Source organism: Arthrobacter oryzae (genome assembly GCF_030718995.1).
Classification (GTDB): domain Bacteria; phylum Actinomycetota; class Actinomycetes; order Actinomycetales; family Micrococcaceae; genus Arthrobacter; species Arthrobacter oryzae_C.
Window position 1 is genome coordinate 1,928,681 of sequence record NZ_CP132204.1, and the last position, 20,476, is coordinate 1,949,156.

Genomic DNA, 20,476 nt, shown 5'->3' on the forward strand with positions numbered 1-20,476 from the left:
AGGTTGGGCGGATTCTGAAAGTACTGTTCCACTAGTAGTGAACGTGCTGTGATCCGGACCACAGCCGGTGTTGAATCTGTTCATGGCTTCTGAGGACTCAGCGATCCTGAGTGAACAACCCGCGACCCCTTTCCACGAGATTGACCATTACCTGGCCATCCCCCGGGTGGGTGGGCTGGCTTTGAGCCCGGACGGAAAACGGCTGGTGACCACTGTCGCCACGCTGAACGCCAAGGGCACCGAGTATGTGACGGCGCTCTGGGAACTTGATCCGGCGGGGGAGAAGCATGCCCGCCGGATCACCCGCAGCGCCAAGGGCGAGGCCGGAGCGGCCTTTTCCTCAACGGGGGATCTCTACTTCACGTCGGCACGCCCCGATCCTGAGAGCCCGGAGGACGAGCCCGTCAGCGCCCTCTGGCAGCTGCCGTCCGACGGCGGCGAAGCGCGCGTAGTGCTCTCGCGCGCCGGCGGGGTCAGCCACGTGATGGCAGCCATGGACGCCGGTGCCACGTTCGTCACCGCATCCGTGCTGGCGGGCTCCCCGGACGAGGAAGCGGACGAGGCGCGGCGGAAGAGCCGCAAGGACAACAAGGTGTCCGCCATCCTCCACAGCGGCTATCCGGTGCGCTACTGGGACGCCGACCTGGGCCCGGACCAGCCACGGATTTTTGCTGTGGAGCCGGGGGAGGACCAGGAACCCGGCAAGCCGGCGACGGTGGATGCTGCCGCACCGCTGAAGCTCCGGAACCTGACCCCGGGCGTGGCAGGCATGCTGCGCAACGCAGATTCGGTGGTCAGTCCCGACGGCAGGACGATCTACACCAGCTTCGACAAGCCGCTGGCCAAGGCCGATTCACGGTCGGTCCTGGTGGCCATTGACGTGGCCACTGCCACGCACCGGATCCTGCTGGACAGCGAAGGCATGAGCTACTTCGCGGGGCCGGTGAGCCCGGACAGCCGCACTCTCGTGGTGATGAGCGAATCGGACACCACTCCGCACCAGGCTCCGCAGGTCAAGCTCCACCTTCTGGACGTCGGGACGCTGGACGCCGGTGCCCCGGGGGAGCCGGAAGCGAACCTACGGCCGCTGGCCCGCGACTGGGACCGCTGGGCCAGCAAGGCCGCATGGCTGCCGGACGGCTCCGCCCTCCTGGTGACAGCCGACGACGACGGCGCGTCGCCGGTTTTCCGGATCACTGTTCCGGAGCCTGCCGCCGAAGCGATTGTCACCCGGGTGACGCGTGACGCGGCGGCCTACACCGACGTCGTGGTTTCGCCTGACGGGCTGAGTGCGTACGCGCTCCGGAGCTCCTACGAATTTCCGCCCGAGGCGGTTCGGATCGACCTGGCGAGCGGTGACGTCACCCGACTGCCGGCACCTGCTGAACGCCCCCGTATCCAGGGCTCCCTGGAGCGCATCCACGCGTCAGCCGCCGATGGCACCCGGGTTCCCGCCTATCTGGCCCTGCCGGACGGCGCCTCCGCGCAGGACCCGGCGCCGCTGCTCCTGTGGATCCACGGCGGCCCCCTGGGCTCGTGGAACGCCTGGACCTGGCGCTGGAACCCCTGGCTGCTGGCGGCCAAAGGGTACGCCGTGCTCCTGCCCGATCCTGCCCTGTCCACCGGCTACGGCCAGGCCCACATCCAGCGGGGCTGGGGAGAGTGGGGCAAGGCGCCCTACGCGGACCTTATGGCAATCACGGACGTGGCGGTGGAACGCCCGGACATCGATGCTTCGCGGACAGCGGCCATGGGCGGCTCGTTCGGCGGTTACATGGCCAACTGGGTGGCGGGCCAGACCGACCGTTTCGACGCAATCGTCACCCACGCCAGCCTGTGGGCCCTGGACCAGTTCGGCCCCACTACGGATGCGTCACAGTACTGGCTGAAGGAAATGACGGCCGAGATGGCCCTGGACAACTCGCCGCACCTGCACGTGGAGAAGATCAGCACGCCCATGCTGGTGATCCACGGCGACAAGGACTACCGCGTGCCCATAGGCGAGGGCTTGCGGCTCTGGTACGAACTGCTGTCCAAATCGCAGCTGGCGGCCGACGACGCCGGCCGGACGCCGCACCGGTTCCTCTACTACCCCGACGAGAACCACTGGATCCTGCAGCCGCAGCATGCCAAGGTCTGGTACAGCGTCGTCGAGCACTTCCTCGCGAAGAATGTGCTGGACCAGGGCGTGCCTTTGCCTGCCGACCTGGGCTTGTGAGGCCGGGGGTGGGGCGGTCGTAAGATGGGGGCTGTGACTGAGACCTTCCGTATCCGCCCCGCCCGCACCAGCGACGTAGCTGCCATCAAGCGCCTGGTGGCGCCGCTCGCGGACAAGAGGATCCTGATGGCCAAGGAAACTGTGGCGTACTACGAAAGCCTGCAGGAGTTCAGGATCGCGGAGTCGGCCGACGGCGAGGTGATCGGCTGCGGCGCCCTGCACGTCATGTGGGAGGACCTGGCGGAAGTACGCACCCTCGCGGCCTCCGACGCGTGGCGTGGTAAGGGTGTGGGCCACGTGCTGGTGGAAAGCCTCCTTGAAGAGGCCAAGGCACTGGGTGTCTCGCGTGTGTTCTGCCTGACCTTCGAAGTGGATTTCTTCAAGAAGCACGGCTTCGACGTCATGGCCGACCAGACAGCCGTGGACCCGGTGGTCTATTCCGAGTTGCTGCGCTCGCATGACGAAGGTGTGGCGGAATTCCTGGACCTCGCACGGGTCAAGCCGAACACCTTGGGCAACACCCGCATGATCAAGGCCCTCTAGGCAGCTTTCGCCACGCTTCCGCGCTCGCCGATTATGTCCTACTTTCTGAGGCTTCCCTTATATCGAATCGATGTATAAAATTAAAGGGCTTGCCAGCTAAGACACGGATCCCGAAACCACCTCTAAGGACAGAAATGCGCGAACTCGCCATTTTTCCGGATTTTTCGGCGTTTCAGATGGATATGCCTGCGGTTCTTACCCGCAGCGATCCGCTCAGCCGGCCCTCCGAGGCGTCGGCATTCCACATAGGGGCCGCCGCGTGGCCGGACTTGGTCCCGGCCTCCTGGGGGAAACGCTGAGCCCGACCCGGGGACACAAGCTTGGAGAGCGAAAGGGACAGTCAATTGGGGGCTGTCCCTTTTCGTTTGCCCTTTTTTGCCCGGCGTTGCCGGGGGCACTAGCCCCTCGACTTGATACGGCGCTACCGTTGCCCGGGCCGCGGTAGTAGGGTCAAGACAAAGCCGCCAGGACACTCCAGGGAGCCCTCCAATGAAGAAGCTGATCAATGATCCCCGCGCTGTAGTGGACGAGTCCGTGGAAGGCTTCGGCCTGGCCCATGCGGACCTCGTGAACATCAGTGCCGAGCCCAAATTCATTACCCGCAAAGATGCCCCGGTGGCGGGGAAGGTGGGCCTTGTCAGCGGCGGCGGGAGCGGCCACGAACCGCTCCACGGAGGATTCGTCGGACTGGGCATGCTCGACGCCGCCGTACCCGGGGCCGTCTTCACCTCACCCACGCCCGACCAGATCATTCCGGCGACCCTCGCGGTGAACTCCGGCGCCGGAGTCGTGCATATCGTCAAGAACTACACCGGCGACGTCCTGAATTTCGAAACGGCCGCCGAAATGGCGGAAGCCGAAGGCGTCCAGGTCCGCACCGTCCTGGTCAACGACGACGTCGCTGTGGAGGACTCGCTCTACACTGCCGGCCGGCGCGGCGTGGGCGGCACGGTCCTGGTGGAGAAGATCGCCGGCGCGGCCGCGGAACGCGGGGACGGCCTGGACGCGGTCGCCGCCATCGGAGACCGGGTGAACCAGAACGTCCGCAGCATGGGCGTCGCCTTGACTGCCTGCACCGTCCCGCACGCCGGGACGCCCAGTTTTGACCTGGAGGAGAACGAAATCGAAATCGGCATCGGCATCCACGGTGAGCCCGGGCGGCACCGGATCCCCATGGAAAACGCCGACGGCATCACCGACCGCCTTCTGGAGCCCATCCTGTCCGACCTCGGCATTGCCTCCGGCGACAAGGTGCTCCTGTTCGTGAACGGCATGGGCGGGACGCCCCAAAGCGAGCTCTACATCGTGTACCGCCGCGCCGCCCAGGTGCTCGCGGAGAAGGGTGTCACGGTGGAGCGCTCCCTGGTGGGCAACTACATCACGTCCCTGGAGATGCAAGGCTGCTCCATCACGGTGCTGCGGCTCGACGACGAACTCACCGGCCTTTGGGATGCCCCGGTCCACACTGCCGCGCTGCGATGGGGCATCTGACCATGGGGCTGGACGTTGACTGGGCCGTTCGCTGGCTGACCCTTTCCGCGCAGGCCATGGCGGACCACCGGGTGGAACTGATTGAACTGGACCGTGCCATCGGGGATTCGGACCACGGAGAAAACATGGACCGCGGCTTCAAGGCCGTGATGGAAAAGCTCGCCGAGGCTCCCCCTGCCACGCCGGGAGCGGCCCTGAAGCTCACCGCCATGGCGTTGATGTCCAAGGTGGGAGGTGCCGCCGGCCCCCTCTACGGCACGGCGTTCCTGCGTGCTTCCACCTCACTGGGCGATACAACGGACATCGATCCTGCCGCGCTGGCCGCTGCCATCCAGGCCGCCCGCGACGGCGTGGTGGCCCGGGGCAAGGCCGAATCCGGCGATAAAACCATGGTGGACGCCTGGACGCCCGCCGTCGATGCCGCCGCGGCGCAGGCCGCCGAAGGCGACGGGAACGTCGTCAAAGTCCTCCTCGCGGCAGCGGAGGCCGCCGAGGCCGGTGCCGTCGCCACTGATCCGCTGATCGCCCGCAAGGGGCGCGCCAGCTACCTGGGGGAGCGCAGCGCCGGCCACCGCGACCCCGGTGCCGTCTCCACCGCCCTCATCCTGCGGGCCGCGGCCGGGGCAGCTGAATGACGGTCCGCCTCGTCGTGGTGTCCCATAGCGAAAAAATCGCCGACGGCGCCGTGGAGCTGGCCGCCCAAATGGCACCCGACGTCGTGATCCTCCCGGCGGGCGGTACCGATGACGGCCGGATCGGGACCAGCCTCGAAAAGGTCATGGCGGCCCTGGAACAGGCGGCCGGCGGCGACGGCGTGGTGGTGCTGACGGACCTCGGCTCCGCCGTGATGACGGCCGAATCGGCTGTTGAATTCCTGCCGGATCCGGACACGGTCCTCTTGGCCGATGCGCCCCTGGTCGAGGGTCTGGTGGCGGCAGCTGTTGCGGCGCAGTCGGGGGCGGACGCAACGAGGGTGAAGCAGGCGGCCGAAGCGGTCCGCCGTGCTCCGGCGCCGGAGGTGCCGGCGGAAGCGGAGATGTCCGGGCCGCCCCAGGCCGCGGGTGATTTTGCGCTGGTCAACCAAGCGGGCATGCACGCCCGTCCCGCCGCGAAGATTGCCGGGGGACTGGCGGGCATGGACGCGGACGTGACAGTCAACGGGGTGGACGGGGCGTCCATGACGGGCCTGATGACCTTGGGTGCGGGCAAGGGGTCAGTCCTCCATGTGGAGGCCTGGGGGCCGGACGCCAGCAAGGCTGTGAAGTACGTCGGCGGCCTGGTGGAAGCTGGGTTCGGCGAGCCCTAGCTGGCCGGCCTGAGCCCGTCTTCATCCAGCAGGACGCCGGCTGTGATGAACTGTCCGCACTGCTCGCCATAGGGGTACTCCGCCCGTGGCAGGAAAGTCAGCGTGCGCTCCGGCAGCGGAGTCCCCGCCGTGGAGGTGCCCGTGGCCGTGGCATCAATGCGGGATTCGGTCAGGACATCCATCATCAGCATACCCGTGAGGGTGCCGTCAGGCGAGGACGTTGCGGAACATACGCCGTCGGGGCCAGCGGAGGGTTCGCAACCCAGGTCCACTGCGGTGCTGCCGGGCATCAGGTCGAGGTCGGCTTCCCGGCACGTGCCGTCCTGGCAGGCCTTCAGGTGGATGGCCTTGACGTGTGGCGCGTAGCTGGCCGCCACGGTCAGGGCCACCACGGGTGCCTGCGCGATGGCCGGGCAAGGCACTGCCTCGGGCAGGCACGCGGAGGGGAGGATCGACGTCGTGACCGCTGCCAGAAGCACTCCCAAGCTGCGCATGCTTCAGCGTAGATCCGCCGGTGCCGGCCACACCAGCACAGGGTGATTCCAGTTCCGGAACGAATGCGTAACGAACCTCAGGCGGGGAGCCGCAGGCCGGCAGGGTGCAGCTCGGCGAGGCCGTCGCTGACCAGCCCCGCCAAGGCCCGTTCCAGCTGTTCCGGGGCGGAATTCAGCCGGTGCAGCGCGGCAAGCGGGACGCCGATGCCGCTGGCTTCGAAGCCCAGGTCCGCAGCGGGCTGGTGGAACATCTCCGGCGCCACCGGCGCGTCCGCCAGGCGGAGGACGGCCATCACGGCGCCGCGGACCTGCCGGTCGGTGCCGTGCCAGGACTGCCCTTTCGGGGTGTACGACGGCGGCGGCTCGCCAGCCGCCAGCCACGCACAGGCGCCGCGCACCGGGCAGTCACCGCACTTCGGTGCCCTTGCCGTGCAGACCAGGGCTCCCAGCTCCATCACCGCCGCGTTCCAGCGGACCGAAAGCCCGACGTCGGCCGGCAGAAGTTCGGCGGCCAGCCGCATTTCCGCCGCCGTGAGCGATTGCGCCGGCAGGGCCGCACCCGAAAAGAGCCGCGCGTGGACGCGGCGGATGTTGGTGTCCACAACGGTCTCTCGGCGGCCGAAGGCGAACGCCGCTACCGCTGCGGCCGTGTAGCTGCCCACTCCGGGAAGCTCCAGCAGGGCGTCGTACGTTCCCGGCACCTCGCCGTCGTGCTTCTCGACGACGGCGGCGGCTGCCGCGTGCAGGCGCAGTGCCCGCCGCGGATAGCCGAGCCTGCCCCAGTGCCGGACTGCCTCGCCGGACGCTTCGGCGGCGAGGTGCGCGGGCGTGGGCCAGCGGCGGAGCCAGTCCTCCCACACGGGCAGGACACGGACCACGGGTGTCTGTTGCAGCATGATTTCGCTGACCAGGACACCCCAAGGCGTGCAGTCAGGGTCGCGCCAGGGCAGCTCCCTTGCGGTGTCAGCGAACCAGCGGTCAAGGGCTTCGTGGAGCGGTGCGAGCGGCGGCAGCACGGGGCGACTCGCCGGGGGCGTGGCAGTGGGTGCGGCTAAGGCGTCGATGCAAATACTGTAGTGGATACTGGCCAGGGGTCCGCCTTCCCGGCGTGGTGGTGCGCCAATGTGCCCGGCGTTCTCTAGCCTAGAAGGATGGTCAGGCAAGGCACTTCAGGAAAGAACGGTTCGAAACCGAAGGGCACCCCCGGCCGGAAGGCGGGGCGGCCTCCGCTGAAGGCTGTCTACCGCCGTCGCAGGCTGTTCGTTGGCCTGGTTCTGCTCCTGGTTGCCTCGGTGGCGCTGGGAGGTTTTGCTGCCGTGTCCGGCGCCATGCGTTCCTCCGAGCAGGCCTCCTCCACGGAGCGGAACGGTTCGGAAGCGCAGTCCGCCAAGCCCGACGCCGAGCCGTCCGCGTCTGCCACGCCCAGCACCCCGGCGACGCCAACGTGCGACCAGGGCCTGGTCACTGTCTCCGCGTCCACGGACAAGGCTGCCTACGCGGCGGGCGAGACCCCGCTGCTCAGCCTGAAGGTCACGAACGGCGGAAAAGTGGCGTGCGAGGTGAACCTGGGCACGTCGCAGATGGAGTACACGGTGACCAGCGGCTCCGACCGGATCTTCTCCTCGGTTGACTGCCAGGCGGAGAGCAGTGACCTGGTGAAGACCATTGCTCCGGGCCAGAGCGAGACTGCCAACTTCCCGTGGCAGCGCAACCGCAGCGTGCCCGGCTGCGGCGCGGTGTCCGCGAAGCCCGGCGCAGGCGGAGCGTATTACATGTTCGTGGCGAGGCTCGGAACGAAGTCCAGCACCAAGGCCGTTTTCCAGCTTCTCTGAGAAGGCGTTTAGAGGAACCGGTCCAGCAGGCTTGCCTCGGCCATGCGGCTCAGTCCCTCGCGGACCGTGCGGGCCCGCTGGTCGCCGATGCCATCCACGGTCATGAGGTCGTCGATGGTGGCCGCCATCAGGTACTGGAGGCCGCCGAAGTGGTCAACGAGCCTGTCCGCAACGGCCTTGGGCACGGCCTTCAGGCCGGACAGGAGACGGTACCCGCGTGGCTGCACCACGGCGTCGAGCGTGTCCACGCCGCCCGCGAAGCCGATGATTCCGGCGATCCTGCTGAGGTCGATCAGCTCGGTGGGGCCCAGATTGAGCAGGGCGTTGACGGCGCCGTCGATGTCCTCCGGGGACGCGTTCGGACCGGCGTAATCGCGGATGATCACGTCGCTGCCGGGTCCGCGGCCCACCGTGAGCTCGTCCAGTTGCAGGGAGAGCAGGCGTCCGTCCTCTCCCAGTTCGAGTACGTACTGGGAGATCTCCTCGGAGATCCGGCGCACCATCTCCTGGCGTTGAAGGGTCACGGCGACGTCGCGGACGGTCACCATGGCTTCGATTTCCAGGGCGGAGAGGGAACTGGTGACCTGGTCCAGGCGGGACCTGTACCGTTCCAGGGTGGCAAGCGCCTGGTTGGCGCGGGCAAGGACCTTTTCCGAGCCTTCCAGGACGTGCCGCAGCCCGTTCACGTACAGCGCGATGATCTGCATGGACTGGCTGACCGAAATCACGGGAACACCGGTCTGGATGGCGACGCGTTCCGCCGTGCGGTGCCTGGTACCGGATTCCTGCGTTTCGATGCTCGAGTCCGGAACCAGCTGCACGGCGGCCCGGAGGATGTTGCCGGCGTCCTTGTCGCAGATGATGGCACCGTCCATTTTGGCCAGCTCGCGAAGGCGGGTGGGGGAGAAGTCGATCCCGATATCGAACCCGCCGGAGCAGATGGACTCGATGGTGCGGTCCGAGCCGAGGACGATCAGCGCGCCGGTGCGTCCGCGGAGGATGCGTTCCAGGCCGTCGCGCAGAGCGGTGCCTGGAGCCACTCTGCCCAGAGTCGCCTTAAGCGAATCTTCAGGGCTCCGAGCCATAGGTTGTCCCTTCAAAGGTGCAAGCCGGTGCCTGCGGGTATGCCGGTTTTACGATGCCGCCGGCAGGATCAAAAGTACTCATTTTCCCACTGGCTCCATACTAGGGGCAAAGAACCGCATTAACCGCACGGACAAGCCTCAAAGTGGCCCGTCTGGCGCTCACGAACGGTGGTCCGGAAAGGCGGTGGACGACGACGGCGGGAAACGGCACTTGGGCTTCCCACCGGCTGCCCCTGCCGCCCTGCGATAAACTGGAAACCTTGGCTGCACAGTTCACGTGTGACGGCCCCCACGTTCAAATCCCCACCAGACCCTAAGTCGCAGCGAAAGTAGCACCGTGTCCCAAGAAGTCCTCAGCCCCGCCCGAGTCCACGAGATTCACAAGCAGGCGGCCCGGCGTCGGACCTTCGCGGTCATTTCCCACCCTGACGCCGGCAAATCGACGCTTACCGAAGCCCTGGCCCTGCACGCCAAGGTGATCGGCACTGCCGGCGCCTCCAGCGGCAAGGCCAACCGTAAGGAAACGGTCTCGGACTGGATGCAGATGGAGAAGGACCGCGGCATCTCCATCAGCTCCGCTGCCCTGCAGTTCGCCTACCGGGACACCGTGATCAACCTCCTGGACACCCCCGGCCACGCGGACTTCTCCGAGGACACCTACCGCGTCCTGGCCGCCGTGGACTGCGCCGTGATGCTTGTTGATGCCGCCAAGGGCCTCGAGACGCAGACCATGAAGCTGTTCGAGGTCTGCAAGCAGCGCAACCTGCCCATCATCACCGTGATCAACAAGTGGGACCGTCCGGGCCTGGATGCCCTGGCACTCATGGACGAAATCACCGAGCGGACGGGACTCCAGCCCATGCCGCTGACCTGGGCCGTGGGCATCTCCGGCGACTTCCGCGGCGTGTGGGACCTCCGTAACGACCGCTTCGCCCGGTTCCAGCGCAACAACGCCGGTGCCAACATCGCGCTCACCGAGTACTTCACCCCGGAAGAGGCCGCAGCCAACCAAGGTGACGACTGGTCCAACGCCGTGGACGAAGCCGGGCTGGTCATCGAATCCAACCTCGAGTTCGACGTCGACGCCTTCCACGCCGGCAAAGCAACCCCCATCCTTTTCAGTTCGGCCGCCCTCAACTTCGGCGTCAAGGAAATCCTGGACGCCCTCGTGGACTTCGCCCCGCCGGCGGCGCCGCGTCCCGACGTTGACGGCGACCCCCGCCCGGTGGACGCCCCGTTCGCGGGCTTCGTCTTCAAGGTCCAGGCCGGCATGAACAAGGCCCACCGCGACCACGTTGCGTTCATCCGCGTGTGCTCCGGCGTCTTCGAGCGCGGCATGGTGGTCACGCAGACGCGCACCGGGAAGTCGTTCGCCACCAAGTACGCGCAGCAGGTGTTCGGCCGTGAGCGCGAGGTCATTGACGAAGCGTTCCCCGGCGACGTCGTCGGACTGGTGAACGCCTCGTCCCTCCGAGTGGGCGACAGCCTGTTCCTGGACGAACCCGTGGAGTTCCCCGCGATCCCGCTGTTCGCGCCGGAACACTTCCAGGTGGCACGTTCCAAGGACCCCAGCCGCTTCAAGCAGTTCCGCCGCGGCATCGAGCAGCTTGAACACGAGGGCGTCATCCAGGTGCTCCGCTCCGACATCCGCGGTGACCAGGCGCCGGTGCTCGCCGCCGTCGGTCCCATGCAGTTCGAAGTGGTGGAGGACCGCATGGCGCACGACTTCAGCGCACCCATGCGCCTGGAGCGCCTCCCGTACTCGATGGCAAGGATTTCGACGGCGGACGCCATGCCCGCGCTGGCCAACGTGCCGGGCGCCGAGGTGCTGCTGCGCTCCGATGGCGAATACCTTGCCCTGTTCAACGATGTCTGGGCGCTGCGACGGATCGAGAAGAACCACCCGGACCTCACCCTGGTGCCGATCGGAACCCACAACCCTGCGAAGTAGCTAGCGCCGCCCCGCATGCAAGGCCAGCTCCAGCTCGAACCGGGCCCGGGGGTCTTCCAGCGCGTCACCGAAGAGTTCACGCAGCTGCGCCGCCCGGTAACCCACGGTCTGCGGATGGATGCCGAGCTCGGCGGCCACCGGAGCCCGCTGGCCCCAATGCCGCAGCCAGGAGAGGAGGGTTTCCGCCAGCCTTTCCCGCTGGGCCGGCCGAAGCCCTTCCAGGGGTTCAAGCCTGCGCTCCGCCAGTTCCGCGATGGCCGAGGGCTCGGAGCCCAGGATGATCTGCGCCAGGTGGTCGTCGGCCCAGATGGGCGGGTCCTCGGGGTCTTCCCTAGGCGGCAGCACCGAGGCGGCCAGCACGGCCAGCCGCAGCGAGTCGGGCACTTTTTCCCAGCTGCCCGCGGGCCCCACGGCAGCGGACCGGCCCTTCAACACCTTCTCCAACGCGGCCCGGGCAGAGTCGGATTTCCGCGCGGGAACAAGGGCCACGGCGTCTGTTTCGCGTTCCACCACCAGCGTCCCCGGACCCAGCTGCAGCCGGAGCCCGGCGGACCGGTCCAGCGGAAGCGTCACCACCACGAGCCTCGCCGGCAGCGACCAGTCGGCCATGGACGCGGCCTGCCGCAGGGCCGCCTCGTCCGCCTGGCCCATCAGCAGCAGTTCCAGCAGCTCGGTCCGGCGCCGGTCCACCGCCCCCGCGCGTTCGGACTGTTCAAAGGCGTAGGCCTCGGCGCTGACGGCGGACAGCTCGTCGATGTAGGCCAGGATCGATTCGCCCAGGTCCACCACAACGCTCTGGCCCAGGTCCTTCTCCATCGAGATCCTGGACATCTCCCGGAAGGTCACGCGGGCGCCCATGCGGTAGGCGCTCAGCAGCGCGTCCATGCTCCGGCCCTGGCGGAATTCGCCGCTGCCGAGGCCCGCCACAAGCTCCCGGCTTTCCTCGGAAAGTGCGGGCAGCCTGGTGCCGGGCAGCTGGAGGAACCGCTCCAGTGCCGCAGCCACCCCGCGCCTCAGGCCGCGCCCGAAGCGGCCTTCGATGGGCCTGGCATAGGCCGGAACCAGCTGCGGGACTGCATCGATGATGGCCTCCACAATGCCGGGCATCCTGGGGCGCAGCAGGTCGCTGACTTCCCGGGGCAAGGCGAGCCACGGCGGATCATACGCGGGGGTTGCGGGACTCTTCGAGGCGGGAGGGTTCATGAGAGACTTCCATAAGTTGTTTCGGGGGAACAGTTTGGAACGTTCGATCGTATGCCTTGGGAGAAGAAATATGCCTCGATCCAACATAAGGTTAATAACATGATCCGGCTCCGTAAGCTGGCGCGCGCCGCATCTGTACTGACCACCCCGCTAGCTCCAGAAGACATTCTGTCGCTGTTCAATCCTGTGTTCTCCGCCCGCCAGTTGCGCGGCGTGGTCACCAGGGTGGTCGCCGAGACGGCCGATTCCGCCACCATTTTCTTCCGCCCAGGCCGTGGCTGGAAGGCGCACCAGGCTGGCCAGTGGGCCCGCATCGGCGTCGAACTCGACGGCGTGCGGCACTGGCGTTCCTATTCACTGAGCGCACCCGCCGGCCAGGATCCCGCCATCACGGTGACCGACGTCGGCGCCGTTTCCGGTGTCCTGGTCCGCGACACGCGGCCCGGTGATGTGCTGTTCCTGGCCCCGCCGCAGGGCGATTTCGTCCTCCCCGAGCACCCGAGGCCGCTGCTGATGCTCACTGCTGGCAGCGGCATCACCCCCGTCATGTCCATGGTGCGCACGCTGGTGCCGCACCGTCCGGACGCGGACGTCGTGCTGATCCATTCAGCCCGGACCCCGGCGGACAGCATCTTCCGGGAAGAGCTGTCGGAGCTTGCCGATCAGTTCCCCAACTTCAAGGTCACGCACTGGTTCACCGGCGAACGCGGCCGGGTGGACTTTTCCTCCGCCGCCGTGCTGGACGAGCTCTGCCCGGACTGGCGCCACCGCGCTGCCTATGCCTGCGGGCCGGAGGGCTTCCTGGACGACGCCGAAGCGCTGTGGTCCGCGGAAGCCGCCGCTGCGGCGGCTGAAGGGTCCGCCACTGACGGTTCCGCCGCCGGCGGAGAATCCCATCAGCCGGAGGGGCCGTTTGCTGCCGACCCGATCAACCTCATCATCGAACGGTTCACCACCAGCCTGGCCGCCGGGGCCGGGCACGACGGCGGACTGGTCACCTTTGAGGCCTCCGACCGCGAGGTGGAGGCGGACGGCAGCACCCCCCTCCTGGACGTCGGCGAAGACGCCGGCGTGCTGATGCCCAGCGGCTGCCGGATGGGCATCTGCCACAGCTGCCTCACCCCCCTGCGGGCCGGGCATGTCCGCGACCTCCGCACCGGCGAAGTCCATGGCGAGCCGGGCCAACTAATCCAGACGTGTGTATCGGCAGCAGCCGGACCCGTTAACCTCGACATTTGAGGAGCACCACCGCATGGCAATAGTTACCAACCACGAAGCCGAGACCACGGAAGACGCCGTTGTGCCCGCTGCGAAGGCGCGGCGCGGGGCGCTGGCCACCTCCGGCAGCCCCCTGGTCCGTCCGCCGGCCGCGGCGCACCTCTCCGACGAGCAGGTGGCTGAGCTGGGCCGCGAACTTGATGCCATCAAGGACGACATCCTGGCCAAGCGCGGAGCCTCCGACGCCGCCTACATCCGCCGCATGATCAAGATCCAGCGCGGCCTGGAGATCTCCGGCCGTGCGACGCTCCTGGTGAGCCGGAACAAGGGCGCCTGGGTTGCCGGCACCACGCTGCTGAGCCTGGCCAAGATCCTGGAAAACATGGAGATCGGGCACAACGTGCTGCACGGCCAGTGGGACTGGATGCGGGACCCGGACATCCACTCCACCACCTGGGAGTGGGACTTCGTTACTCCGGCCCGCGCCTGGCAGCACACGCACAACGACCTGCACCACCGCTGGACCAACGTGGTGGGCAAGGACAACGACGTCGGATACAACCTCCTGCGCATGGACCCCCAGCAGGAGTGGAAGCCGTTCAACCTGGGCAACCCGCTTTACAACGCCCTGCTGGCCCCGATCTTCGAGTGGGGCATCGCAATCTACGATCTCGAGCTGCAGGACTTCAAGGAGGGCAACAAGTCCAAGGAGGCCCTCACCAAGGACCTCAAGGCCCTCGGTGTGAAAGCCCTCAAGCAGTTCACCAAGGATTACGCCGCAACCCCGGCCGTCGCAATGCTGACCGGCTCCGGCAAGCAGGCGCTCTACGGCACCCTGACCGCGAATGCGATCCGCAATGTCTGGGCCCACGCGGTGATCTTCTGTGGTCACTTCCCCGAGGGGACGGACACCTTCACCGAGGAAATGGTGGAAGGCGAGACCCGCGGTGACTGGTACGTGCGGCAGATGATCGGTTCGGCCAACATCTCCGGTTCCAAGTTCATGCACCTCATGACGGGCAACCTGTCGCACCAGATCGAGCACCACCTCTTCCCGGACATCCCGTCCAACCGCTACGCCGAGGTGGCGCCGAAGGTGCAGGAGATCTGCAAGCGGTACGGCCTGCCGTACACCACCGGTCCGATGTGGAAGCAGGTCGGCTCCACCTGGGCCAAGGTCTTCAAGCTGGCACTGCCGCCCAAAAAGGCCTGATGCCTGGGTCCACAACGGGCTCGATTAATTGACGAAAGGGACGCCTGCCATCGCGGCAGGCGTCCCTTTTTGTGAGAGCTATTCAGGGGGCTTTGCGGCCGAGCCAAGGATGTGGGCTACCCGCGGATTGCCGGGGAGGGCCGAGAATCCGAAGCGCTCCACGGTCTGCAGGGTGAGGCCCGCTGACGCGATCCCGGCGGCGGTATCGCGGTTCGGGTGGCATCCGCCGGCCAGCCGGCTCCACAGGGGAGTGAGCAGGTCCTCCAGGACGGCGAGCATGAAGTGCTCGGATCGGACATGTTCATAAAACAGCAGCAAACCGCCGGGCCGCAGGACCCGTATGGTCTCTGCCAGGACGGCTGACTGGTCCGCCACGCTGCACAGGACCAGGCTGGAGACCACCACGTCCACCGATTCGTCTGCCGCCGGCAGTGACTCCGCCACGCCGTCGTGAACTGTGATGGGGACCCGTGCCTTGCCGGCCTCGGCAAGCGCCAGCGCCCGGAGCGTCGGGTCCGGTTCGAGCGCCAGCACGCTGGTGACGGTGGCGGGGTAGTAGGGAAAGGTGGCCCCGTAGCCCGCCCCGATTTCGACGACGGCACCATGAGCGGCCCCGACGAGGCGCCGGCGGTGGTCGGCCGCCCCGCGTGCGTCCATGCGCGGGCCGACGCGGGCGAAGTATGGACCGAAGGATGAACTTCGCGGGCTGGTTTCCGGCATCGGTGCCTCCTTGGTTCAGCGTGGCTGGCCGGTCTTGCTACCACTATCCTGCATCGGATCCTGGTCCGGCCCCGTCTGGCGCAAGTGACGGGCCCGGGATCTTCGACCCTTGCGGCAAAAATCATGCGGGGAACACACTGAGAGCAACACTGGTGAAGAACCTGACGAAGGGCGGCAGCGATGGGCGGCGACGGAGGATTCAGGGTCCTGGCCGGGGTGGACGGTTCGGCTCCGTCGCGTCTCGCCCTGGAGTGGGCAGTCACGGAGGCGCGGTTGCGCCACGGCCAGGTCCGGGTGGTGACAGCGTGGGAGTTTCCGCCAGTCACCGTCGGGACCGAAGGTCTGGTCCGGGACCCGGACGTCTTCCCACAGACGGCCCGCCGCCTCCAGAACGAGGCCCTGAAGCGTGTGGACAGCGAGGGCCTGACGGTGACCGGTGAGGTTGTCCAGGGCAACGCGGCTGCCATGCTCCTGCGCGCTGCCGAGAATGCGGACCTGCTGGTTCTGGGTTCCCGCGGTCTCGGCGGATTCACCGGGTTGCTGCTCGGCTCCGTGTCCACGCAGGTCATTCACCACTCTCCGTGTCCCGTGCTGGTTGTCCGGACCCGGTCCCGGACCGGCGACGAATGAGGAGGCCGTCGCCCCGCCGTGGCCGACTCCACGGCGAAAGCAGCGACCGTGACCAGTGACCACTCCCATGCGCATCCGCCGGCCGGCTCCCAGGGGAAGACGGTTCCGGGGCGGACCTTTCGAGGCAGGCTCCACGCGCTGTGGCACACGGTGGTCGGCGCGGTGGGGCTGGTCATGGGGCTCCTGCCGCACGTCCTGCATCACATCGGGCTGCTCGCCGGAACCGCGCTGGCGGCGGGATCCGGCGGGACTGCGCTGTTCGGGGTGCTGGGGCTCCTGGCGTCCATTCCCATGCTCGTCCGCCTGTATCGGCGGTTTGGCAGCTGGATCGCACCGGCGTTGGGGCTGCTGGTCTTCGCCGCCATGTTCTCCCTGTCCGCGTTTGTCATCGGTCCGGCGATCAGCGGTACTGGAGGGGATGTGACCCCTGGTCCGGAACCCACCGTGGACCATACCGGCAGTCACACCGGAGGCCACTGACCAGCCGGGTGGTCACTGACCACCGGCGCGGTCCGGGAGGCCGGAGCCCTTCGCCGGGGCCAGCGGCTGTGCAGGGGTAGGCTACTTCGCGCCGGCCAGGACATAGCCGGAGGAGCGCACGGCCTCAGCCAGCGCCGCCCGGTCCGCGGCGCCGGTGATGCTCAGCCGCGAGGTTCCGCCCGGGACCAGGTCCACCGTTGCTGACTTAACCCCGGACACGCCGGACACGGCCTTTTCAACGGTCCGGACACAGTGTCCGCAGGTCAGCCCCTCCAGGGCATACTGCGCGCCGGAAGCCTGAACTGCCGGCTTTACTGCGGCGGGAACCGCGTTCTGCGTGTCGGCGGGCGAGCAGCAGCTGCAGCCCTGCTGGGCCGTGGAGGCCAGGGGGAGCTGGGTTCGTGTTTCGGGTGTTCCGCACATGTCAGTTTTCCTTTGAAGCGAGGGATAAGAAAGAGCTGTTGCGGTTGAACGGCTGTAACGGCCCGGGCCTGGACAAACCACGTCACTGGCAACACTCCAAGGATACCCCCAGGGGGTATCGTTGGCAAGAGTCCGCAGGGTTTAGCAGTGCGGGCCGTATGGCTCTACCTCTCCGGTGACGCGGGGCGGAAACTCAGGGTATGAGCAGCCTGTCCGGCCCGCAGCAGTTCCCGCCCCGGCGGCCGTCCCGGTCCTGGACGCAGGCCTTGCTCACCGTCTTCATTGCCGCAGCTTCCGTGTACTTGATCTCGAACCATTGGCTGCACATCCTCGATGCCTTGCCGTACCTGGGGGTGGTGCTCATGATGGGCATGCACCTGTTCATGCATGGCGTTCACCGGGGGCACGAGGGGCATGGGGGCGCCGGTGGGCTCCCCGGTGGCGGACAAGGGGCCGGGCGTGTCCACTGATTACGGGTACAACCTGTGGTGGCTGGTGGTCATCAATTCTGCCGTGTTCATCATCTTCGCCTTCAGTTTCGTCAGGCCCAGGACGAAACTGGACTGGCGGGCGCTGGGCGGGTTTTCCGCTTTCATCGTGGCTCTGTTTACCGAGATGTATGGCTTCCCGCTGACGATCTACCTGCTTTCGGGGTGGCTGGGGAACCGGATACCGGGCCTGGATCTCCTGAGCCACAACTCAGGGCATTTGTGGCAGGACCTGACAGGCTGGCAGGGGGATCCGCACCTGAGTCCGCTGCACTTGGTCAGCAACGTGCTGATCGCGGCAGGGTTTATCCTGCTCTATCGGTCCTGGCAGGTCCTCTTCGCGGCCCAGCGGGACCACCGCCTGGCGAGCACGGGTCCCTACGGCACGGTGCGGCATCCGCAGTACGTGGGTTTCCTGACCATCATGGCCGGGTTCCTGCTGCAGTGGCCCACGCTGCTGACCCTGCTGATGTTCCCGGTCCTGGTCTTCGTCTACCTGCGCCTTGCCCGGAAGGAGGAGCGCCTCATGGACGCCGATTTCGGCGAAACAAATGCCGCCTACCGGCGCCAGGTCCCCGGATTCATCCCCCGGTTCGGACGCCGCCCTGCCGGTACCGCGCAAAGACCGCACGAGGGTCCGTGATGACCGGGGAGATGGCACCATGCTGTTCCTGGCGGTGAAGAACCTGGTCCAGGAAAAGACCCGGCTGCTGATCAGCGTCGGCGGGGTCGCGTTCAGTGTGTTGCTGATCATGAGCATCCAGGGTTTGTACCAGGGCTGGAGCAACAAGATCGGCGAGTACATCCGCACCGTCCCGGCCGACTACTGGATCACCCAGACCGGTGCGACTGACATGTTCCACACCCCCTCCGTACTGCCCTTGACGGTCCGGGATGTCCTCAAGAGCGTTCCGGGGGTCGCCAGCGCCAAACCGTTCAGCGGCCGCCGTGTCGCCTTCGCGCACAATGGCAAGGACGTCAACCTCTACGTCATCGCCGATGACGTAGAGAACAGCGTCGGGGCTCCCGCGCGGGTGGTTGAGGGGAAAGCGGTCCCGGACAAGGGCGAGATCATTATCGACCGGGTGGTCGGACGCAGCGAGAACATCAGAATCGGTGACACCATCCCTGTCGCCGGCAGGACACTGAAGGTCGCTGGCTATTCCGAGGGCGGGTACATCCTCAGCTTCTCCTTCGCGTTCGCAACCAAGGAAGACGCCGAGAGCATCCTCCAGCTTCCGGGAGCCACCAACTTCTTCCTCGTCACTCTCAAAGACGGCAGCGACGGAAAGGACGTGGCGTCCAGGATCGAAGCGGACCCGGCCGTGGATGCGATCACCAAGGACAGGTTCGTGGAGAACAACACGAACATCGTCCGCGACACGTTCCTGCCCATCATCCTGGTCCTGCTGTTCATCGGGATCGCCGTGGGCATGACCGTCATCGGCCTGACCATCTTCACCTCAACCATTGAAAAAGCGCGTGAATACGGGGTCCTGAAGGCCATCGGGGTGAGCAATCGCCAGCTCTACACCGTCGTGGTGGAACAGGCGATCACCGCCGCCGTGCTCGGGTATGTCGTCGGGGCCGGCATGGCCCTGGCAGTCAGCGCCGCCGCCGGAAACTATGTCCCGGAATTCATCACGGAGATCCGCTGGTTCGATGCCGCCTGGATTTTCGCCGTCACCGTGGCCATGGCTGTGGTGTCCTCGCTGCTGCCGGTCCGCCGGCTTGCCCGCATCGACCCGGCGGAGGTGTTCCGCGCATGAGGGTCGTCTCGGTCGAAGACGTATCCAAGACCTTCGGGGCCGGGCACACCGCGGTGACCGCCGTGAACCACGTATCCCTCAGCATTGATGCCGGAGACATTGTGCTGGTGATGGGGCCCTCGGGGTCCGGAAAAACAACCCTGTTGTCCATGATTGGCACCCTGATGTCCCCCACGACGGGCCGGATCCTCATCTCCGGGCAGGACACGGCGGCTCTTGGACCGGCACAGCTGTCCCGGCTGCGGCTGCGGGAATTCGGTTTCGTCTTCCAGACCTTCAACCTTCTTTCGGCACTGACCGCGGAGGAAAACGTCATGATGCCCTTGCTCACGGCCGGAGTACCCCGCAAGCACGCCCGGGCCAAAGCCCGGATGGCGTTGGAGCAGCTCCAGCTCGGGCACCGGCTGCGGAACCTGCCACGGGACCTCTCCGGCGGGGAGAAGCAACGCGTGGCAATCGCCCGGTCCCTGGCCAACGACCCCCGGCTGATCCTTGCCGACGAACCCACGGCCAACCTGGACGCGACGACCGGCCAGGACGTGACCCTGCTCCTGTGTGAAACGGCCTGCCGGGAAAACCGGGCGGTGATCATTGTCAGCCATGACCAAAGACTGCGGACCGCCGCCAAGCGGGTCATCACCATCGAGGACGGACGACTCACAGGTGAAGAACCCGGGGAACACAACAGCTACTGCCGCATGCACCCCGAAGCTGGTCCGTCATGAAGATGACTGATGAAGAACTGCTCAAAGTGCTGGCCGACCCGGCCGAAGACCCTGCCCGGATGGAACGGATCAGCACCGAAATCCAGGCCGGGTTCCAGCTGCTCTCGGGCCGGGTCGGCAAGGCAGTCGCTGTCTTCGGATCCGCACGCCCCGGACCGGACGATCCCCGTTATGCGGAAGCCCGGTCGCTGGGGTCACGGTTTGCAGCCGCGGGGTTCGCGGTCATCACCGGAGGAGGCCCGGGCCTGATGGAAGCGGCCAACCGCGGCGCCGCGGAAGCCGGCGGCACCTCCGTGGGCCTCGGCATCGAACTGGGTCACCAGCAAAGACTGAACTCCTATGTCGATGTGTCCATGACCTTCCGTTACTTCTTCGCCCGGAAACTGATGTTCGTCCGGTACGCCTCGGCCTTTGTCGTCCTTCCCGGCGGATTCGGCACCCTGGATGAACTCTTTGAAGCCCTGACACTCGTCCAGACCGGAAAAATCCACGAATTCCCCGTGGTACTGATCGGAACCGGGCACTGGTCCGGGCTCATGGCCTGGATCCGCGACCGGCTCCAGGACCAGGGATTCATCGCCCCGGACGACATCCGGCTGCTGCGCTGCACCGATGACATCGACGAAGCCGTCGAACTGATCCAGCAATGCCACCTGCGCCAGCTCGGTCCCTGATCCCGGACGCGCG

Annotated in this window: 23 protein-coding genes; 16 read left to right on the forward strand and 7 right to left on the reverse strand. The window is 66.9% G+C overall.

Annotation, left to right across the window (positions count from 1 at the left end; all coding sequences use genetic code 11):
* The first annotated feature begins 82 nt into the window (after positions 1-82).
* The 5 genes from Q8Z05_RS08935 (at position 83) to dhaM (ending at position 5,558) form a co-directional block, all read left to right on the forward strand.
* Entirely contained in the window at positions 83-2,218 is a 2,136-nt protein-coding gene (locus tag Q8Z05_RS08935; RefSeq protein WP_305943110.1) for an alpha/beta fold hydrolase, read from the forward strand.
* A gap of 24 nt (positions 2,219-2,242) precedes the next feature.
* Positions 2,243-2,761 carry an amino-acid N-acetyltransferase gene (locus tag Q8Z05_RS08940; protein WP_371745950.1) on the forward strand — a complete coding sequence of 173 codons (519 nt, stop codon included), beginning with the start codon at positions 2,243-2,245 and terminating at the stop codon, positions 2,759-2,761.
* A 489-nt stretch (positions 2,762-3,250) separates the two neighbouring features.
* Positions 3,251-4,252 (forward strand): dihydroxyacetone kinase subunit DhaK, encoded by a 1,002-nt coding sequence (dhaK, locus tag Q8Z05_RS08945; protein WP_305943112.1) that lies wholly within the window; start codon positions 3,251-3,253, stop codon positions 4,250-4,252.
* Positions 4,253-4,254: 2 nt separating this feature from the next.
* Complete coding sequence (dhaL, locus tag Q8Z05_RS08950; RefSeq protein ID WP_305943515.1) at positions 4,255-4,887, forward strand: dihydroxyacetone kinase subunit DhaL; 633 nt, start codon at positions 4,255-4,257, stop codon at positions 4,885-4,887.
* Positions 4,884-5,558: a dihydroxyacetone kinase phosphoryl donor subunit DhaM gene (dhaM, locus tag Q8Z05_RS08955; protein ID WP_305943113.1), complete on the forward strand. Its 675-nt coding sequence runs from the start codon at positions 4,884-4,886 to the stop codon at positions 5,556-5,558. The genes dhaL and dhaM overlap by 4 nt, the downstream gene beginning before the upstream one ends.
* Here dhaM and Q8Z05_RS08960 read toward each other — a convergent pair.
* The gene (locus Q8Z05_RS08960) at positions 5,555-6,052 is read right to left on the reverse strand and encodes a hypothetical protein (protein WP_305943114.1); all 498 of its coding nucleotides are present in this window, start codon (positions 6,050-6,052) and stop codon (positions 5,555-5,557) included. The genes dhaM and Q8Z05_RS08960 overlap by 4 nt on opposite strands.
* 77 nt (positions 6,053-6,129) lie before the next feature.
* Positions 6,130-6,948, reverse strand: a complete 819-nt coding sequence (locus Q8Z05_RS08965; protein WP_305943516.1) for an A/G-specific adenine glycosylase — start codon at positions 6,946-6,948, stop codon at positions 6,130-6,132.
* A 255-nt stretch (positions 6,949-7,203) separates the two neighbouring features.
* Here Q8Z05_RS08965 and Q8Z05_RS08970 point away from each other — a divergent pair, with 255 nt between their 5' ends.
* Positions 7,204-7,884, forward strand: coding sequence for a hypothetical protein (locus tag Q8Z05_RS08970; protein WP_305943115.1), 681 nt, complete (start codon positions 7,204-7,206; stop codon positions 7,882-7,884).
* An 8-nt stretch (positions 7,885-7,892) separates the two neighbouring features.
* Here Q8Z05_RS08970 and disA read toward each other — a convergent pair whose 3' ends face one another.
* Complete coding sequence (gene disA / locus Q8Z05_RS08975) at positions 7,893-8,969, reverse strand: DNA integrity scanning diadenylate cyclase DisA (protein ID WP_305943116.1); 1,077 nt, start codon at positions 8,967-8,969, stop codon at positions 7,893-7,895.
* 337 nt (positions 8,970-9,306) lie between these two features.
* On the opposite strand from disA, the gene Q8Z05_RS08980 reads away from it, so the two are divergent.
* Positions 9,307-10,920, forward strand: a complete 1,614-nt coding sequence (locus Q8Z05_RS08980) for a peptide chain release factor 3 (RefSeq protein WP_305943117.1) — start codon at positions 9,307-9,309, stop codon at positions 10,918-10,920.
* Here Q8Z05_RS08980 and Q8Z05_RS08985 read toward each other — a convergent pair whose 3' ends face one another.
* Positions 10,921-12,123: a PucR family transcriptional regulator gene (locus Q8Z05_RS08985; protein WP_305943118.1), complete on the reverse strand. Its 1,203-nt coding sequence runs from the start codon at positions 12,121-12,123 to the stop codon at positions 10,921-10,923. It lies immediately after the preceding gene.
* A gap of 99 nt (positions 12,124-12,222) precedes the next feature.
* On the opposite strand from Q8Z05_RS08985, the gene Q8Z05_RS08990 reads away from it, so the two are divergent.
* Together Q8Z05_RS08990 and Q8Z05_RS08995 are read left to right on the forward strand one after the other, a co-directional pair.
* Positions 12,223-13,362 carry a ferredoxin reductase gene (locus Q8Z05_RS08990; protein ID WP_305943119.1) on the forward strand — a complete coding sequence of 380 codons (1,140 nt, stop codon included), beginning with the start codon at positions 12,223-12,225 and terminating at the stop codon, positions 13,360-13,362.
* A 13-nt stretch (positions 13,363-13,375) separates the two neighbouring features.
* Entirely contained in the window at positions 13,376-14,554 is a 1,179-nt protein-coding gene (locus Q8Z05_RS08995; RefSeq protein ID WP_305943120.1) for a fatty acid desaturase family protein, read from the forward strand.
* A gap of 78 nt (positions 14,555-14,632) precedes the next feature.
* Here the strand turns inward: Q8Z05_RS08995 and Q8Z05_RS09000 are convergent, their stop codons facing one another.
* Positions 14,633-15,274, reverse strand: a complete 642-nt coding sequence (locus tag Q8Z05_RS09000; protein WP_305943121.1) for a class I SAM-dependent methyltransferase — start codon at positions 15,272-15,274, stop codon at positions 14,633-14,635.
* Positions 15,275-15,454: 180 nt separating this feature from the next.
* On the opposite strand from Q8Z05_RS09000, the gene Q8Z05_RS09005 reads away from it, so the two are divergent.
* Together Q8Z05_RS09005 and Q8Z05_RS09010 are read left to right on the forward strand one after the other, a co-directional pair.
* Complete coding sequence (locus Q8Z05_RS09005) at positions 15,455-15,904, forward strand: universal stress protein (RefSeq protein WP_305943122.1); 450 nt, start codon at positions 15,455-15,457, stop codon at positions 15,902-15,904.
* A 48-nt stretch (positions 15,905-15,952) separates the two neighbouring features.
* Positions 15,953-16,384, forward strand: a complete 432-nt coding sequence (locus Q8Z05_RS09010) for a hypothetical protein (protein WP_305943123.1) — start codon at positions 15,953-15,955, stop codon at positions 16,382-16,384.
* Positions 16,385-16,465: 81 nt separating this feature from the next.
* Here Q8Z05_RS09010 and Q8Z05_RS09015 read toward each other — a convergent pair whose 3' ends face one another.
* Positions 16,466-16,807 carry a heavy-metal-associated domain-containing protein gene (locus Q8Z05_RS09015; RefSeq protein WP_305943124.1) on the reverse strand — a complete coding sequence of 114 codons (342 nt, stop codon included), beginning with the start codon at positions 16,805-16,807 and terminating at the stop codon, positions 16,466-16,468.
* 193 nt (positions 16,808-17,000) lie between these two features.
* Positions 17,001-17,171, reverse strand: a complete 171-nt coding sequence (locus Q8Z05_RS09020; protein ID WP_305943125.1) for a hypothetical protein — start codon at positions 17,169-17,171, stop codon at positions 17,001-17,003.
* On the opposite strand from Q8Z05_RS09020, the gene Q8Z05_RS21465 reads away from it, so the two are divergent.
* The 5 genes from Q8Z05_RS21465 to Q8Z05_RS09040 are packed head-to-tail and all read left to right on the forward strand — an operon-like array spanning position 17,104 to position 20,463.
* Positions 17,104-17,277: a DUF2933 domain-containing protein gene (locus Q8Z05_RS21465; RefSeq protein ID WP_371745973.1), complete on the forward strand. Its 174-nt coding sequence runs from the start codon at positions 17,104-17,106 to the stop codon at positions 17,275-17,277. The two genes, Q8Z05_RS09020 and Q8Z05_RS21465, sit on opposite strands and share 68 nt — an antisense overlap.
* Positions 17,195-17,938, forward strand: a complete 744-nt coding sequence (locus tag Q8Z05_RS09025; RefSeq protein ID WP_305943126.1) for a methyltransferase family protein — start codon at positions 17,195-17,197, stop codon at positions 17,936-17,938. The genes Q8Z05_RS21465 and Q8Z05_RS09025 overlap by 83 nt, the downstream gene beginning before the upstream one ends.
* A 19-nt stretch (positions 17,939-17,957) precedes the next feature.
* Entirely contained in the window at positions 17,958-19,064 is a 1,107-nt protein-coding gene (locus tag Q8Z05_RS09030; RefSeq protein WP_305943127.1) for an ABC transporter permease, read from the forward strand.
* Positions 19,061-19,789: an ABC transporter ATP-binding protein gene (locus Q8Z05_RS09035; protein ID WP_305943128.1), complete on the forward strand. Its 729-nt coding sequence runs from the start codon at positions 19,061-19,063 to the stop codon at positions 19,787-19,789. Before Q8Z05_RS09030 ends, Q8Z05_RS09035 begins: the two co-directional genes overlap by 4 nt.
* Positions 19,786-20,463 carry a TIGR00730 family Rossman fold protein gene (locus tag Q8Z05_RS09040; protein WP_305943129.1) on the forward strand — a complete coding sequence of 226 codons (678 nt, stop codon included), beginning with the start codon at positions 19,786-19,788 and terminating at the stop codon, positions 20,461-20,463. The genes Q8Z05_RS09035 and Q8Z05_RS09040 overlap by 4 nt, the downstream gene beginning before the upstream one ends.
* The last annotated feature ends 13 nt before the right edge of the window (positions 20,464-20,476 follow it).

Excerpts from the sequence above, each read along its gene's own strand:
- Q8Z05_RS09020 (WP_305943125.1), bottom strand. The coding sequence starts at position 17,171 with ATGAGCACCACCCCCAGGTACGGCAAGGCATCGAGGATGTGCAGCCAA.
- Q8Z05_RS08935 (WP_305943110.1), top strand. The coding sequence starts at position 83 with ATGGCTTCTGAGGACTCAGCGATCCTGAGTGAACAACCCGCGACCCCT.
- Q8Z05_RS09000 (WP_305943121.1), bottom strand. The coding sequence starts at position 15,274 with ATGCCGGAAACCAGCCCGCGAAGTTCATCCTTCGGTCCATACTTCGCC.
- Q8Z05_RS09035 (WP_305943128.1), top strand. The coding sequence starts at position 19,061 with ATGAGGGTCGTCTCGGTCGAAGACGTATCCAAGACCTTCGGGGCCGGG.
- Q8Z05_RS09015 (WP_305943124.1), bottom strand. The coding sequence starts at position 16,807 with ATGTGCGGAACACCCGAAACACGAACCCAGCTCCCCCTGGCCTCCACG.
- Q8Z05_RS08990 (WP_305943119.1), top strand. The coding sequence starts at position 12,223 with ATGATCCGGCTCCGTAAGCTGGCGCGCGCCGCATCTGTACTGACCACC.
- Q8Z05_RS08985 (WP_305943118.1), bottom strand. The coding sequence starts at position 12,123 with ATGAACCCTCCCGCCTCGAAGAGTCCCGCAACCCCCGCGTATGATCCG.
- disA (WP_305943116.1), bottom strand. The coding sequence starts at position 8,969 with ATGGCTCGGAGCCCTGAAGATTCGCTTAAGGCGACTCTGGGCAGAGTG.
- dhaM (WP_305943113.1), top strand. The coding sequence starts at position 4,884 with ATGACGGTCCGCCTCGTCGTGGTGTCCCATAGCGAAAAAATCGCCGAC.
- Q8Z05_RS08940 (WP_371745950.1), top strand. The coding sequence starts at position 2,243 with ATGGGGGCTGTGACTGAGACCTTCCGTATCCGCCCCGCCCGCACCAGC.
- Q8Z05_RS08960 (WP_305943114.1), bottom strand. The coding sequence starts at position 6,052 with ATGCGCAGCTTGGGAGTGCTTCTGGCAGCGGTCACGACGTCGATCCTC.
- Q8Z05_RS09025 (WP_305943126.1), top strand. The coding sequence starts at position 17,195 with ATGGCGTTCACCGGGGGCACGAGGGGCATGGGGGCGCCGGTGGGCTCC.
- Q8Z05_RS09040 (WP_305943129.1), top strand. The coding sequence starts at position 19,786 with ATGAAGATGACTGATGAAGAACTGCTCAAAGTGCTGGCCGACCCGGCC.
- Q8Z05_RS08965 (WP_305943516.1), bottom strand. The coding sequence starts at position 6,948 with ATGCTGCAACAGACACCCGTGGTCCGTGTCCTGCCCGTGTGGGAGGAC.
- dhaK (WP_305943112.1), top strand. The coding sequence starts at position 3,251 with ATGAAGAAGCTGATCAATGATCCCCGCGCTGTAGTGGACGAGTCCGTG.
- Q8Z05_RS09030 (WP_305943127.1), top strand. The coding sequence starts at position 17,958 with ATGCTGTTCCTGGCGGTGAAGAACCTGGTCCAGGAAAAGACCCGGCTG.
- dhaL (WP_305943515.1), top strand. The coding sequence starts at position 4,255 with ATGGGGCTGGACGTTGACTGGGCCGTTCGCTGGCTGACCCTTTCCGCG.
- Q8Z05_RS08995 (WP_305943120.1), top strand. The coding sequence starts at position 13,376 with ATGGCAATAGTTACCAACCACGAAGCCGAGACCACGGAAGACGCCGTT.
- Q8Z05_RS09005 (WP_305943122.1), top strand. The coding sequence starts at position 15,455 with ATGGGCGGCGACGGAGGATTCAGGGTCCTGGCCGGGGTGGACGGTTCG.
- Q8Z05_RS08970 (WP_305943115.1), top strand. The coding sequence starts at position 7,204 with ATGGTCAGGCAAGGCACTTCAGGAAAGAACGGTTCGAAACCGAAGGGC.